15 protein-coding genes and 1 riboswitch are annotated in these 14,241 nt (G+C 68.7%); of the genes, 11 read left to right on the top strand and 4 right to left on the bottom strand.

What is annotated here, in order from left to right:
- The first annotated feature begins 13 nt into the window (after window positions 1-13).
- The 5 genes from U4012_RS21600 to U4012_RS21580 all read left to right on the top strand — a co-directional run bounded on the left by U4012_RS21600 (window position 14) and on the right by U4012_RS21580 (window position 5,338).
- The gene (locus U4012_RS21600; protein ID WP_321801351.1) at window positions 14-838 is read left to right on the top strand and encodes an ABC transporter permease; all 825 of its coding nucleotides are present in this window, start codon (window positions 14-16) and stop codon (window positions 836-838) included.
- A 10-nt stretch (window positions 839-848) separates the two neighbouring features.
- Complete coding sequence (locus tag U4012_RS21595; RefSeq protein ID WP_321801349.1) at window positions 849-1,745, top strand: ABC transporter permease; 897 nt, start codon at window positions 849-851, stop codon at window positions 1,743-1,745.
- 24 nt (window positions 1,746-1,769) lie between these two features.
- Complete coding sequence (locus tag U4012_RS21590) at window positions 1,770-2,801, top strand: ABC transporter ATP-binding protein (RefSeq protein ID WP_124487540.1); 1,032 nt, start codon at window positions 1,770-1,772, stop codon at window positions 2,799-2,801.
- 47 nt (window positions 2,802-2,848) lie between these two features.
- A complete protein-coding gene (locus tag U4012_RS21585; protein WP_044844950.1) occupies window positions 2,849-3,673 on the top strand; it encodes a phosphodiesterase in 825 nt (274 codons plus the stop codon).
- Between the two features lie 465 nt (window positions 3,674-4,138).
- Complete coding sequence (locus tag U4012_RS21580; RefSeq protein WP_321801346.1) at window positions 4,139-5,338, top strand: MFS transporter; 1,200 nt, start codon at window positions 4,139-4,141, stop codon at window positions 5,336-5,338.
- Window positions 5,339-5,359: 21 nt separating this feature from the next.
- Here the strand turns inward: U4012_RS21580 and U4012_RS21575 are convergent, their stop codons facing one another.
- The gene (locus U4012_RS21575) at window positions 5,360-6,559 is read right to left on the bottom strand and encodes an EamA family transporter (RefSeq protein ID WP_044848005.1); all 1,200 of its coding nucleotides are present in this window, start codon (window positions 6,557-6,559) and stop codon (window positions 5,360-5,362) included.
- A 502-nt stretch (window positions 6,560-7,061) separates the two neighbouring features.
- On the opposite strand from U4012_RS21575, the gene U4012_RS21570 reads away from it, so the two are divergent.
- Both U4012_RS21570 and U4012_RS21565 read left to right on the top strand, forming a co-directional pair.
- Entirely contained in the window at window positions 7,062-7,415 is a 354-nt protein-coding gene (locus U4012_RS21570) for a type II toxin-antitoxin system RelE/ParE family toxin (RefSeq protein WP_044848006.1), read from the top strand.
- Window positions 7,412-7,693: a helix-turn-helix domain-containing protein gene (locus tag U4012_RS21565; RefSeq protein ID WP_124487536.1), complete on the top strand. Its 282-nt coding sequence runs from the start codon at window positions 7,412-7,414 to the stop codon at window positions 7,691-7,693. The genes U4012_RS21570 and U4012_RS21565 overlap by 4 nt, the downstream gene beginning before the upstream one ends.
- Window positions 7,694-7,735: 42 nt before the next feature.
- On the opposite strand, the gene U4012_RS21560 is transcribed toward U4012_RS21565, so the two are convergent.
- The 3 genes from U4012_RS21560 to U4012_RS21550 all read right to left on the bottom strand — a co-directional run bounded on the left by U4012_RS21560 (window position 7,736) and on the right by U4012_RS21550 (window position 9,562).
- Window positions 7,736-8,524: a molybdopterin-dependent oxidoreductase gene (locus U4012_RS21560; RefSeq protein WP_124487535.1), complete on the bottom strand. Its 789-nt coding sequence runs from the start codon at window positions 8,522-8,524 to the stop codon at window positions 7,736-7,738.
- Between the two features lie 29 nt (window positions 8,525-8,553).
- The gene (locus tag U4012_RS21555; RefSeq protein ID WP_321801342.1) at window positions 8,554-9,186 is read right to left on the bottom strand and encodes a cytochrome b/b6 domain-containing protein; all 633 of its coding nucleotides are present in this window, start codon (window positions 9,184-9,186) and stop codon (window positions 8,554-8,556) included.
- A 109-nt stretch (window positions 9,187-9,295) separates the two neighbouring features.
- On the bottom strand, window positions 9,296-9,562 hold the full coding sequence (locus U4012_RS21550) for a pentapeptide MXKDX repeat protein (RefSeq protein ID WP_044848009.1): 267 nt from the start codon (window positions 9,560-9,562) through the stop codon (window positions 9,296-9,298).
- Window positions 9,563-9,832: 270 nt separating this feature from the next.
- Window positions 9,833-9,949, top strand: a riboswitch (TPP riboswitch).
- Window positions 9,950-10,073: 124 nt separating this feature from the next.
- Between U4012_RS21550 and thiC the strand changes: the two genes are divergently transcribed.
- The 4 genes from thiC to U4012_RS21530 all read left to right on the top strand — a co-directional run bounded on the left by thiC (window position 10,074) and on the right by U4012_RS21530 (window position 14,038).
- The gene (gene thiC / locus U4012_RS21545; protein ID WP_044848010.1) at window positions 10,074-12,005 is read left to right on the top strand and encodes a phosphomethylpyrimidine synthase ThiC; all 1,932 of its coding nucleotides are present in this window, start codon (window positions 10,074-10,076) and stop codon (window positions 12,003-12,005) included.
- A gap of 254 nt (window positions 12,006-12,259) precedes the next feature.
- Window positions 12,260-12,475: a glycine zipper 2TM domain-containing protein gene (locus U4012_RS21540; protein WP_044848011.1), complete on the top strand. Its 216-nt coding sequence runs from the start codon at window positions 12,260-12,262 to the stop codon at window positions 12,473-12,475.
- A gap of 209 nt (window positions 12,476-12,684) precedes the next feature.
- Window positions 12,685-12,945: a hypothetical protein gene (locus U4012_RS21535; RefSeq protein WP_044848012.1), complete on the top strand. Its 261-nt coding sequence runs from the start codon at window positions 12,685-12,687 to the stop codon at window positions 12,943-12,945.
- Window positions 12,946-13,111: 166 nt separating this feature from the next.
- Window positions 13,112-14,038 carry a DMT family transporter gene (locus tag U4012_RS21530; RefSeq protein ID WP_321801337.1) on the top strand — a complete coding sequence of 309 codons (927 nt, stop codon included), beginning with the start codon at window positions 13,112-13,114 and terminating at the stop codon, window positions 14,036-14,038.
- The last annotated feature ends 203 nt before the right edge of the window (window positions 14,039-14,241 follow it).

Raw genomic sequence — 14,241 nt, 5'->3', positions numbered from 1 at the left:
GCCGGACCACGCCATGCTCGACCTGACTTTCCCGCTGCGCTGGCGCGTCGCCCTCGTCGCGCCGGCGCTCGCGGTGTTCGCCGCGTTCTGGCTGCTGCCGATGGCGGCGCTCGTGCGGGTGTCCGCCGACGGCGCGTTCTTCGCGCAATACGCGGCTCTGCTCGGCAACGCGCGTTACATGACGAGCCTCGGCGAAACGATTGCGTTGTCGGCCGGCGTCACGCTCGCGACGCTGGCGCTGTCGACGATCTCGGGCCTGCTGCTCGCGCGCCGCGAATTCGCCGGCAAGCGCGTGCTGCTCGCGCTGCTCACCTTTCCGCTCGCGTTCCCGGGCGTCGTGGTCGGCTTCATGGTGATCATGCTCGCCGGCCGGCAAGGGCTGATCGGCATGCTGTCCGCGAAGCTGACCGGCGACAAGTGGGTGTTCGCGTATTCGGTCGCCGGGCTGTTCGTCGGCTACCTGTACTTCTCGATCCCGCGCGTGATCGTCACCGTGATCGCGGCCGCGTCGAAGCTCGACGCGTCGCTCGAGGAAGCCGCGCGCTCGCTCGGCGCGTCGCCGTGGCGCATCTTCGTCGACATCGTGCTGCCGGCGCTCGCGCCGGGCCTGGTCGCGGCCGGCGCGATCTGCTTCGCGACCGCGATGGGCGCGTTCGGCACCGCCTTCACGCTCGCCACCGACCTGAACGTGCTGCCGATGACGATCTACACCGAGTTCACGCTGAACGCGAACATCGCGACGGCCGCCGGCCTGTCGATCGTGCTCGGCATCGTCACGTGGGCCGTGCTCGCGCTCGCGCGCCGGTTCACCGGCCACACCGCCGCCGCCGCGGCCTGAGGATTCCTTCATGCAATCGCTTTCCGGTTCGTCCGCGCCGTCGCCGGCGCCCGCTCCGTCGCACGCGAACGGCGCCGCCCGACGCGCGCCGCGCGTGTCGGGCGCGCGCGCGATCGCCGCGCTGCAATGGGGCGTCACGCTGCTGCTGTGCGCGTTCCTGATCGTGCCCGTCGTGATGTCGGTACTCGCGGGCCTCACCGTCAACTATTTCCGCGGGCTGTCGAGCGGCCTCACGCTGCGCTGGCTCGAACAGGTGTGGCAGCAGTACCAGGGCTCGGTCGCGCTGTCGCTCGGCGTCGCGTTCGCGACGCTCGCGATCGTGCTCGCCGTCGGCGTGCCGGCCGGCTATGCGCTCGCGCGCAGCAAGAGCCGCGTCGCCCGCGTGATCGAGGAAGCGCTCGTGCTGCCGGTCGCGCTGCCGGGCCTCGCGTCGGCGCTCGCGCTGCTGGTCGTGTACGGCGGCTTCACCGCGTTCCGGATGAGCCTGTGGTTCATCGTCGTCGGCCACGTCGTGTTCACGCTGCCGTTCATGGTGCGCGCGGTCGCGGCGGTCGCCGCCGGCGCCGACCTGCGCACGCTCGAGGAAGGCGCGGCGAGCCTCGGCGCGTCGTTCGTCACGCGCTTCGTCACGATCGTGCTGCCGAACCTGCGCCCCGGCATCGTCGCGGGCGCGCTCGCGGTGCTCACGCTGTCGATCGGCGAATTCAACCTGACCTGGATGCTGCACACGCCCGACACGAAGACGCTGCCCGTCGGGCTCGCCGATACCTATGCGTCGCTGCGCCTCGAAGTCGGCAGCGCGTACACGATCGTGTTCCTGCTGATGACGCTGCCGCTGCTCGTCGCGATGCAGTGGCTCGGCGTCGATCCGTCCGGCACGCGCGCGCCGAAGCGTCGCCCGCGCTGACCCTGCGCTGACCTTACCCTTCCCATGAAACTCGATTCCACCCCCATCACCCTGACCCGCTGCGCGAAGACGTTCCGCGGCACGCGCGTGCTCGAACCGCTCGACCTGTCGATCGGCGCGGGCGAGACGCTCGTGCTGCTCGGCCCGTCGGGCTGCGGCAAGACGACGACGCTGCGCCTGATCGCGGGCCTCGACACGCCGGATGCCGGCGGCACGATCCGGTTCGGCGGCGACGACGTGACCGCGCTGCCGATCGAGCGCCGCCAGGTCGGCATGGTGTTCCAGAACTACGCGCTGTTCCCGAACCTCACGGTGCGTGGCAACGTCGGCTACGGACTGAAGATCCGCAAGACCGAGCCGCGCGCGCTGCGCGAACGCGTCGACGAGTTGCTCGCGATGATGCGGCTCGACGCGCATGCGGACAAACCCGTCGATCAGCTGTCCGGCGGCCAGCGCCAGCGGGTCGCGCTGGCGCGTGCGCTCGCGGTGCGCCCGCGCGTTCTGCTGCTCGACGAGCCGCTGACCGCGCTCGACGCGAAGCTGCGCGACGTGCTGCGCCGCGAGATGAATGCGCTGTTGCGCGAGCTCGGCGTGACGACCGTCTACGTCACGCACGACCAGGCCGAGGCGATGGAGCTCGGCGACCGGATCGTCGTGATGGGCGCGGGCCGCATCGAGCAGATCGGCACGCCGCGCGACATCTACTACCGCCCGGCGAACCGTACGGTCGCGCAGTTCATCGGCACGCTGAACCGGCTTGCAGGACAATGGCAGGACGGCGCGCTCGTGACGACGGGGGGCGCGATCGTCACGCCGCACGCCGCCGACGAGTGGTTCTTCCGTCCGGAGGATGCGCAGCTCGCCGATCCCGCGCATGCGCCGCTGCGCGGCGCGATCGGCGCGTGCGCGTTCCTCGGCGAACGCACGCGGCTCACGATCGAGCATGCGGCACCCGACGCGCTCGTGATCGACGTGCCGGGCCGCATCGAGCTCGCGCGCGGCACGGCGGTCGGCCTCACGATCGCGCCGGAAGGCCTGATCGCACTCGCCGCGTAACACCGCCCCACCATAACCACGATAACCACACATTCCGAGGAACGACGATGCTGCTTGCTCAAATCAGCGATCTCCACATCAAGCGTCCGGGCCAGCTCGCGTACCGGCGCGTCGACACGGCCGCCGCGCTCGCGCGCTGCATCGCGAAGCTGAACGCGCTGGTGCCGCGCCCCGACGCGGTGCTCGTCACCGGCGACCTGACCGACTTCGGCCACGACGACGAATACCGCCACCTGCGCGACCTGCTCGCGCCGCTCGAGATTCCGTATTACCTGATGGTCGGCAATCACGACGATCGTGCGGGGTTGCGCCGCGCGTTCGCCGATCGTCCCGAATTGCAGGACGGCGAGTTCGTGCAGTACGCGCTCGACGTCGGCGCCGTGCGCGTGCTCGCACTCGATTCGCAGGTGCCCGGCACGAGCCACGGCGACCTGTGCGATGCGCGGCTCGCGTGGCTCACCGCGCAACTCGACGCTGCGCGCGACCGGCCGGTGATCGTCGCGCTGCATCACCCGCCGTTCGTGTCCGGGATCGGACATATGGACGCGCTGCGCCTCGCGCCCACCGCTGCCGCGAAACTCGACGCGCTGCTGCGCCGCTATCCGAACGTCGAGCGCGTGCTGTGCGGCCACGTGCACCGGACGATGTTCACGCGCTTCGGCGGCACGCTCGCGTCGGCCGTGCCGGCGCCCGCGCACCAGGTCGCGTTCGATTTGCGAGCGGACGCGCCGTCCGCGTTCCGGCTCGAGCCGCCCGCGTTCGCGGTGCACGTCCATACGCCGGACATGGGGATGACGTCCCATCACGTGTACGTGGACGAAGGCGACGGGCCGTATCCGTTCTATGAGCCGAGCGGGGAACTGGTCGACTGAACGGTACGCAATCGCGGATGCATGACGAGCGGTTGCGGCTGGTCGGGGCCGCGTCGAATGATTGCGGTTGATTGCGGCTGAGCACGGCCGGCGATGCTGTGATCGCGCCAGCCGCGCAGCCTCTGCGCCTGCGCTTCTGCCAGCCTCTGCGCCTGCGCTTCTGCGCTTCTGCGCTTCTGCGCTTCTGCGCTTCTGCGCTTCCGTGCTTCCGTGCTTCCGGGCTTCCGGGCTTCCGGGCTTCCGGGCTTCCGGGCTTCCGGGCCTATGGGCTTCTGGGCTTCTGGGCTTCTGGGCTTCTGGGCTTCTGGGCTTCTGGCCGCTGAGCCGCTGAGCCGCAGCGCCGCAGCGCCGCCGGCACGATTCCCGGTGCTCCGGTATGATCGGCACGCTCGATCGGCGCCCGGCCGCCTGCGCCACCGACGCCGCGCCGCGCGCCACGCCGCCCAACTCCGTTCCGTTGCCGCCATGTCCGCCGCCTCCACCGACCGTCCGACCGACACCGCCTCGCCCCACTACTCGCGCAGCCTGCTGTTGCTGCTCGCGACGATCGCGGGCGTGTCGGTCGCGAACATCTACTACAACCAGCCGCTGCTCGACAGCTTCCGCTCGGCCTTCCCGGACGGCGCGTCATGGATCGGCGCGGTGCCGACCGCGACGCAGCTCGGCTATGCAGCCGGGATGTTCCTGCTCGCGCCGCTCGGCGACCGCTTCGATCGCCGCGGGCTGATCCTGATGCAGATCGCGGGCCTGTCGATCGCGCTGATCGTCGCCGCGGCCGCGCCGTCGCTGGCGGTGCTGGCCGTGGCGAGCCTTGCGATCGGCGTGCTCGCGACGATCGCGCAGCAGGCCGTGCCGTTCGCGGCCGAGATCGCGCCGCCGGCCGAGCGCGGGCATGCGGTCGGCACCGTGATGAGCGGCCTGCTGCTCGGCATCCTGCTGGCGCGCACGGCGGCCGGCTTCGTCGCCGAATATTTCGGGTGGCGGGCGGTGTTCGGCGCGTCGGTCGCGGCGCTCGTCGCGCTGGCCGCGGTGATCGTGCTGCGGCTGCCGCGCAGCTCGCCGACGTCGACGCTGCCGTACGGCAAGCTGCTCGGCTCGATGTGGCACCTGGCGGTCGAACTGCGCGGGCTGCGCGAGGCGTCGCTGACGGGCGCCGCGCTGTTCGCCGCGTTCAGCGCGTTCTGGCCGGTGCTCACGCTGCTGCTCGCCGGTGCGCCGTTCCACCTCGGCCCGCAGGCCGCAGGGCTGTTCGGAATCGTCGGCGCGGCCGGTGCGCTGGCTGCACCGTACGCGGGCCGTTTCGCGGACACGCGCGGCCCGCGCGCGATCATCTCGCTCGCGATCGCGCTGCTCGCGGCGTCGTTCGTGATTTTTGCGCTGTCGGGGACGAGCCTCGTCGGGCTCGTGATCGGCGTGATCGTGCTGGATGTCGGCGTGCAGGCCGCGCAGATCTCGAACCAGTCGCGCATCTACGCGCTGAAGCCCGACGCGCGCAGCCGCGTGAATACCGTGTACATGGTGTGCTACTTCATCGGCGGCGCGCTCGGCTCGTCGGCCGGCGTCGCCGCGTGGCACGCCTTTGGCTGGATCGGCATGTGCGCGGCCGGCCTGCTGTTTACCGCACTCGCCGGCTGGTCCCACCATCGCGGCGCACGTCGCGACTGAACGCCGCGTCGCGCACCGGCGTCATGCGTCGGCCCGCGACGCGGCCGGATTGACGGCCGGCGGCGGCGTGAATGCCTGCGCGGGATCCATGACCGCGGCCGGGTCCACGACGGCGGCCGGTGCGGGCACCGCAAGCGGTACCGCGGAAGGCGCGAGGATCGGTGCCGGCTCCGGCATCGCCGCCTGAGCCGGTACTGACGCCGCATCCGCCGTCGATTCGGCGGCGACGGTTGCCGCGGTCGCCACGGTCACCACGCCCGGCGCAGCATCGGCCGCCGCGCGCGCCGCGGGCCGGCGCGCGGGATCGAACAGGAACGACAGCCCGACGCTGCCGAGGATCGCGACGGTGGCGACCACGGTTGCCGTCGTCACGGGCTCGCCGAGCATCAGCGCGCCGAGCGCGACCGCGACGATCGGGTTCACGTACATGCAGCTGCTCGCGATGATCGGGCTCGTGTGGCGAATCAGGTAGCCGTACGCGACGTACGCGGCCATCGTGCAGAACACCATCAGGTACACGAACGCGAACACCGGCGCGACCGCGACCTGCTCGATGCGCTCGCCCATCAGCCACGCTCCGATCGTGGACATCAACCCGCCCAGGCCGATCTGCAGCGACGTCGACAGGAACAGGTCGGACGGCAGCTTGAGCCGCGTCGCAAGATGCGCGCCGCCCGCCCAGAACAGCGCGCCGGCCAGCACGCAGATCGTGCCGAGCGCCGAGTTCGCGGCGGCCGCGCCGCCCGAATTCAGCACGACGATGCCGACCATCCCGAGCGCGACGGCCGCCCACTCGCCCTTCGTCACCGCGCGCCCGGCGACCGCCGCGATCACGGTCGCGAACAGCGGCACCGTCGCGACCATCACCGCGGCCGAGCCGCTGCTGACCGTGCGCATCCCGAGCGCGATCGTGCCCGACGACAGCGCGACCAGCATCGTGCCGACGATCGCCGAGTTACGGATTTCGAGCAGCGTCGGCCATTCGGGCTTGCGCCGCAGCGCGAAGATGAACAGGCCGATCCCGCCGAGCAGGTTGCGCAGCCCCGACAGCAGCAGCGGCGGGAACGACTGCAGCGCGAAATGCAGGCCGCTGTAGGTCGAACCCCAGACGAAATAGATGAAGACGAGGGCGAGCGCGACGCGGCCGCCGCGGCTTTGCGGCAGGCGGATCCGGATCGGCAGGCGGGCGAGGAAATCGAGGAGGCGGTCGAGCGGGGTCATCGTTCAGCCCGCCCGCACGAGGTGTCGCGTGCTCCGCTGAAAGACGCCGGAGAGACCGGCAAACGGCCCTGACTGGACCGGGAAGGCGGAGACGGACGTGCGGAACGACATGGCAGTGCGAACGGCGACGAATAAGAACCGGCAAGCGGCGGCAGAGGGTCGAAAAGCGGGCGCGAGCCGCTTCGGCTGCGCACGCTCGGCATTATGGCATCAAGGATTCGAAAGCATCATCAGACCAGTCTGAAAGCTTATCGACTGACGTTTCGGCGCGACATTTTTCGGCATCCGGACCAACCGGATCGGGGGCCGGATACGCGCGGCGCGGGCGTCGCGCGGGCCGCCCGGCATCCCGTCCTGCAGCAGCGATCGCTCCATCGGCCTGATGGCCAGTCATGCGCTTCAGCGGTCGCTTCGCGCTTATGGTGATGATCGGCGACGGTCGGCAGGCGCGTCCGGCCGCCGACATTCGCCCTTTCGACCCGCACACCACCCATACAAAATTTTGTATAATTCCACCATTCTTCCGCCGAAGCCGGTCGTGTTCGTCGGCACCGCACTCGACGACCTGCGCGGCTTTCCGCTTCTCGCGCGCCGCGAAGCCGGCCACCAGATCGACCAGGTGCAGCGCGGCCTCGCGCCCGACGACTGGAAGCCGATGCGCACCGTCGGCCCGGGCGTGCGGGAAATTCGCCTGCGCGATGCGAGCGGTGCGTTCCGGATCGTCTACGTCGCGACCTTCGCCGACGCGATCTACGTGCTGCATTGCTTCCGCAAGCAGTCGGCACGCACCTGCAAGACCGATATCGACCTGGCGGCCCGACGCTACCGGGCGCTGATGATGGAGAGGAAACGATGAGCAACGAACGTCATGCGAGCGTCTGGGACGCACTCGAAGGCCGGCCGGCCGAAGCCGAGAACATGAAGCTGCGCTCCGAGCTGATGATCGCGCTCAAGCAGCGCATCGCGCAGCTCGAGCTCAGCCAGGCGCAGGCCGCGCAACGGCTGGGCGTCACGCAGCCGCGCGTGTCTGATCTGCTGCGCGGCAAGATCAACCTGTTCGGGCTCGACGCGCTCGTGAACATGGCGGCGGCGGTCGGCCTGCGCGTCGACCTGCAGGTGCGCGAATCCGTGTGACACGCCGCGACGCACGGCAGCACGCGTTCGCGCGCCGCCGCTTCACGATCCGCCGAACCAGTTGTACCCCTGATCGACCCAGTAGCCGCCCGGGAAGGTATCGGTCACGAAGATTTCCATGATGTGCTTCGGATTCTTGTAGCCGAGCTTGGTCGGCATCCGCAGCTTCATCGGGAAACCGAATTCCGGCGGCAGGCGATGGCCGTCGTAGTCGAATGCGAGCAGCGTCTGCGGATGCAGCGCGGTCGGCATGTCGATGCTTTCGTAGTAGTCGTCCGCGCATTTGAAGCCGACGTATTTCGCGTGCGTATCGGCGCCGGCACGCGCCAGAAACGCGCCGAACGGCGTGCCGCCCCAGCGGCCGATCGCGCTCCACCCTTCCACGCAGATGTGCCGCGTGATCTGCTCCGCGTGCGGCAGCGCATACAGCTCGTCGAGCGTCCACACGCGCTTGCCCGTCACGCGGCCCGACAGCACGAGCCGGTACGTCGATGCGTCGACGTGCGGCACGTCGTCGATGCCGTAATACGCGTTGAACGGGAACGGCCGCGTGATGTCGGCCTCGGTGTAGGTCGGCGCGAGCCGCTCGCCGCTGAAGAGCCACGCCTGCACGCGATCGTTCATGCGCGACACCTTCTCGAGGAACGTGTTGACCGACGCGTCGTCCTTCAGCGTGCAGCCGGTCAGCATCGTCAGGCCGCCGAGCGTCAGGATGCGGCGATTGAACAGCCGCCGCGACGGCATCTCCAGCTCGCGGCGCACGTCGAGTTCGAGCGACTTGCGGTCGAGCGTCCAGCGCGAATCGGCGCGCCTGTATTCGGAATCCGACATGATGATTTCCTTCACCCGGAGTTGACCGGTCAGCGCCCGCGCAGCATCGCGAGCAGCGAGCGCGGCACCAGCAGCGCCATCGCGACGTGCACGAAGAAGAACGCGACGAGCAGCGACATCGCCCAGAAATGCACGACGCGCGCGTTGTCGTAACCGCCGAACAGTTCGCGCAGCAGCGGAAACTGCACCGACTTCCAGATCGTCAGCCCGGACAGCACCAGCACGATCAGATCGACGATCGCGACCAGGTACGCGGCACGCTGCACCGCGTTGTAGACGCTCAGATCGTCGTGCGCGAGCCGGCCGCGCAGCGCGGCGCGCACGTCGCGCCACACGGACGCCGGCGTGACGGGCAGCATCTTGCGCGCGAGGCGCCCGGTCGCGATCGACATCGTCAGGTAGAACAGCCCGTTGCCGACCAGCAGCCACATCGCCGCGAAATGCCATTGCAGCGCGCCGCCGAGCCAGCCGCCGAGCGTGATGCCGTGCGGAAACACGAACGGCGGATAGATCGGCGACGCATCGTAGATGCGCCAGCCGGACAGCGCCATCAGGATCGCCGCGAGCGCGTTGAGCCAGTGGCTCACGCGCACCCACAGGGGATGAATCTTGCGGGCGGGCGGCGTGACGGCCGCGCGCCCGGTGGCGGGAACGGTTTGCATGATGAAAACTCCCGGAACGCGTCGACGAGACGGGTCGAGTCGAGACAAAACGAGACGCGGGCGGCCGTCGTCGAGCACACGCGCCGGCCGCACGCCCTGCCCGGCTCCGTCAGTTCGACGGCGCCATCTTGTCGTCCGACTTCGCCTTGCCCATCTCGTCGTGCGACATCGCGTCTTTCTTCATCGCGTCCTTCTTCATCGCATGCTTCTTCATGGCGTCCTTCTTCATTGCGCCGTCCTTCGCCATCGCGTCGTGCCCCATCGCGTCCTTCGACATCGACGAGCCGTTTTGCGACATCGCGTCGTTCTGCGCATACGCGCCCGTTGCAAGCGTGGCGAAAGCAGCGACACAGGTGGCGATCAGTACGTTTTTCATGACATCTCTCCAAAACATGGGTTTAAGGAGCCGAATAGACGGACGACGTCGCGGGAAATGACAGCCGCTGCGAAATTTTTTTTGTGAGGTCGCGCGAAGGCGCGCCATGTTGCACCGCTTCGCCGCGGCCGGCCGAGCCGTGGGCCCGCGCGGCGGCGACGCGCGCTGTCATTTCGACGGGCCATCACACCGCCCGCCATGCTGCGGCCGCACCGGGACGGCCGATCCCGTCCCGGTTGAAACCGCCGCCAAGCCAGTGTATCGTGTGCGCTGCTAACGCGGGGGTCCTGCAATGCGTTCGGTCAAACAACCGGCATTGCGGGTGAGAAATACCCTTTGAACCTGATCTGGATAATGCCAGCGCAGGGAAGCGTACGGATTTCACCGCCATCCTTCTGACGAAATCCGCCGCCTCACCAAGCCTCGTCTCCTGCTTAGCTCGAGCCCCACATTCGTCAAGGGCTCCGGGCAAGCGCCGAAGCGCCTGCCCGGCGCTCACACAGGAGATTGCATGAACGCCAATCCGAAGTTTCTGTCTGCCGACGCCCACGTCGACGCTGCTGCCGTCGCGCCGCTGCCCAATTCGCGAAAGGTGTATGTAACCGGCTCGCAGCCCGACATCCGCGTGCCGATGCGTGAAATCACGCAGGCCGACACGCCGACCGGCTTCGGTGGCGAAAAGAACCCGCCGATCTACGTGTACGACACGTCGGGCCCCTACACCGATCCGGACGCGAAGATCGACATCCGCGCGGGCCTGCCCGCGCTGCGCCAGCGCTGGATCGAGGCACGCGGCGACACCGAAGTGCTCGACGGCCTGTCGAGCCAGTACGGCCTCGAGCGCGCGGCCGACCCGGCGACCGCCGACCTGCGTTTCCCGGGCCTGCACCGCAACCCGCGCCGCGCGCAGGCCGGCAAGAACGTCACGCAGATGCACTACGCGCGGCAGGGCATCATCACGCCGGAAATGGAATACATCGCGATCCGCGAGAACCAGCGCCGCGCCGAATACATCGAGAGCCTGAAGTCGAGCGGCCCGAACGGCGCGAAGCTCGCCGCGATGATGGGCCGCCAGCACCCGGGCCAGGCGTTCGGCGCCGCGGCCTTCGGCGCGAACGCGCTGGCCGAGATCACCCCCGAGTTCGTGCGCGACGAAGTCGCGCGCGGCCGCGCGATCATCCCCGCGAACATCAACCACCCGGAATCCGAGCCGATGATCATCGGCCGCAACTTCCTCGTGAAGATCAACGCGAACATCGGCAACTCGGCCGTCACGTCGTCGATCGGCGAGGAAGTCGACAAGATGACGTGGGCGATCCGCTGGGGCGGCGACACGGTGATGGACCTGTCGACCGGCAAGCACATCCATGAAACGCGCGAGTGGATCATCCGCAACAGCCCGGTGCCGATCGGCACGGTGCCGATCTACCAGGCGCTCGAGAAGGTCAACGGCAAGGCCGAGGACCTGACCTGGGAAATCTTCCGCGACACGCTGATCGAGCAGGCCGAGCAAGGCGTCGACTACTTCACGATCCACGCGGGCGTGCGCCTGCAATACGTGCCGCTCACCGCGAACCGGATGACGGGCATCGTGTCGCGCGGCGGCTCGATCATGGCGAAGTGGTGCCTCGCGCATCACAAGGAAAGCTTCCTGTACGAACACTTCGAAGAGATCTGCGAGATCATGAAGGCGTACGACGTGAGCTTCTCGCTCGGCGACGGTCTGCGCCCCGGCTCGATCTACGACGCGAACGACGAAGCGCAGCTCGGCGAGCTGAAGACGCTCGGCGAGCTCACGCAGATCGCGTGGAAGCACGACGTGCAGGTGATGATCGAAGGCCCCGGCCACGTGCCGATGCAGCTGATCAAGGAGAACATGGATCTCCAGCTCGACTGGTGCAAGGAAGCGCCGTTCTACACGCTCGGGCCGCTGACCACCGACATCGCGCCGGGCTACGACCACATCACGTCGGGCATCGGCGCCGCGATGATCGGCTGGTTCGGCACCGCGATGCTGTGCTACGTGACGCCGAAGGAACACCTCGGGCTGCCGAACAAGGACGACGTGAAGGAAGGGATCATCACGTACAAGCTCGCCGCGCACGCGGCCGACCTCGCCAAGGGTCACCCCGGCGCGCAGGTCCGCGACAACGCGCTGTCGAAGGCGCGCTTCGAGTTCCGCTGGGAAGACCAGTTCAACATCGGCCTCGACCCGGACAAGGCGCGCGAATTCCACGACGAGACGCTGCCGAAGGATTCCGCGAAGGTCGCGCACTTCTGCTCGATGTGCGGCCCGCACTTCTGCTCGATGAAGATCACGCAGGACGTGCGCGAGTTCGCGGCGCAACAGGGCGTGTCGGAAAGCGAAGCGCTGAAGAAGGGGATGGAAGTCAAGGCGGTCGAGTTCGTGAAGACCGGCGCCGAGATCTATCACCGTCAGTAAGCCGGCCAGCGAACGCGGCGGTCCGCACGGACCGCATCGTGGCGCACTGCACCAAGCCCGCTTTCGAGCGGGCTTTTTTTGCGTGCCTGCGCATGCGTCGTGCCTGCCGGCGCAAGGGAAACAATTGATTACGAAACCGCCCGAGCCTTAACAAGTCCTTACAGCAGCCCGGTGGGACGGCAGGTAGATTGGTTTCATGCGCGGCCGCGATGCGCTCGTGCGACCTTCCGTTCACTATCGCGAGGACAACCATCATGAATGCTTCGATTCGGCGTTTTGGGGTATGCGCGCTGCTCGTCACGACGGTGGCCAGCCTGTCGGCCTGCGATTCGATGACGCGGCGCCAGCGCGATACGGCAATCGGTGCGGGTGTCGGCGGCGTCGCGGGCGCGGCGATCGGCGGCAACGCATTGTCGACGCTGGGCGGCGCAGCCGCCGGCGGCATCATCGGCAACCAGGTCGGCAAATAAGCCGACCGGCTTACCCGGCTGCCGCGCGACGCGCGGCAAGCTCCGGCCTGACGGCGTTTCCGCGCGGCGGAAGCGCCGTTTTTCGTATGCGGCGCCGCAACACGACGCAGCGGCCCGGAAATGATCCGTTACCGTTTTGCGCATCTTGTCATCGCCGCGCGGCCTAAGCTTAAGCATCTGCCGATTGCCGGCTCCGCCGGAGAGACATCATGAACAGGACCCTCGTCGCACTCGCCGCCGCGGCGCTCGCGTGCACGACGCTCGCCGGCTGCTACTACCCGTACGGCTATTATCCCGGCGGCTATTACGCGGCCGCACCGGTACAGCCGGCGCCCGTGTACGTCGATCCGGGCCCCGCCTACTACTACCCGGCGCCTGCGTATGCGCCGGCATGGGGCGGTTATTGGGGACCCGCGCTGTCGCTCAATTTCGGCTTCGGCGGACGCGGCGGCTGGCACCACCATCACTGAGCGCGCCGCTCCATGCGCAGCCGGTCTCGTGCGGCCGGTCGCCCCGGGCCGGCGAGCGGCGACCGGCGACATTCCCGTTTCTTGCCGTTTCATCCGATCGTGAAACGACGGCGCGGTAACGCGGTGTAAGATCCTTTGCATCCCGTCCCCTCGCCCGCCACGCTCGATGTCACCCAAGAACGCCTTTCTGCTGACCGTCCTCGCCGCCCTGTGGGGCGCGTCGTTCCTGTTCATCCGGGTCGGCGTCGGCGACTTCGGGGTCGCGCCGTTGATGGCGCTGCGCGTGGGTATCGGCGCGCTGTTTCTCACCGGCTTCGCGCTGACGCGCTTCAAGCCCGCCGAGCTCGGCGCGCAGCTGCGCCGTCGCGCTTGGCCGTTGTTCGTCGTCGGCGCGCTGAACTCGGGCATCCCGTTCTGCCTGTTCGCGTTCGCCGAACTGACGCTGTCGGCCGGCGTGACGTCGGTGATCAACGCGACGACGCCGCTGTGGGGCGCGCTCGTCGCCTACCTCTGGCTGAAGGACAAGCTGTCGCTGCCGCGCGCGCTCGGCCTCGTGATCGGCTTTGCCGGCGTGCTCACGCTCGTGTGGGACCAGGTCGCCAACGCAAGCGGCAGCACCGGCGCCAGCGCCACCGCGCTGGCTGCCGCCGCCGCGCTCGGCGCGACGCTGCTGTACGGCATCGCGGCCAACTACACGAAGCGCACGCTCAGCGGCGTCGACCCGCTCGTCAACGCGACCGGCAGCATGATCGGCTCGACCGTGCTGCTGCTGCCGTTCGCGATCGCGACCTGGCCCGCGGCTGCCGTCAGCGCGCATGCGTGGGGCGCCGTGCTCGCGCTCGGCATCGCCTGCACGGGCATCGCGTATTTCATCTTCTTCTATCTGATCGCGCATGTCGGCCCGGCGCGCGCGATTACGGTGACGTTCGTGATCCCGGTGTTCGGCCTGCTGTGGGGCGCGCTGTTCCTCGGCGAACATGTGTCGGTCGTGATGATCGAAGGCTGCGCGATCGTGCTCGTCGGCACCGCGCTTGCGACCGGCGTGATCAAGCGGATTCCCGGATTGGGCCCGCGCGGCGGCGAAGCGACCTGAGCGACGCGCTGGGCCCGCACCCTGCCGGTTGCAGGTTTCCCGCGACGCGCCGGCCACCGTTCGTCGAGCGCCGCGCATGGACCGGAGCGCGACGGCGCAGGTCGTTTTGCATCTGATGCCGATGCAGCCGCATGGCTTGCCCGTTTTTCCGTTTTCCTGATCCGCCGGTCTTCTTCGCACGCAATGCACGCGGCACACGCGGC

It is taken from the genome of Burkholderia sp. BCC1988 (assembly GCF_905339895.1).
GTDB lineage: Bacteria > Pseudomonadota > Gammaproteobacteria > Burkholderiales > Burkholderiaceae > Burkholderia.
Note: the sequence above shows the minus strand (reverse complement) of the source record. Positions and strands in the feature narration are given on the sequence as shown.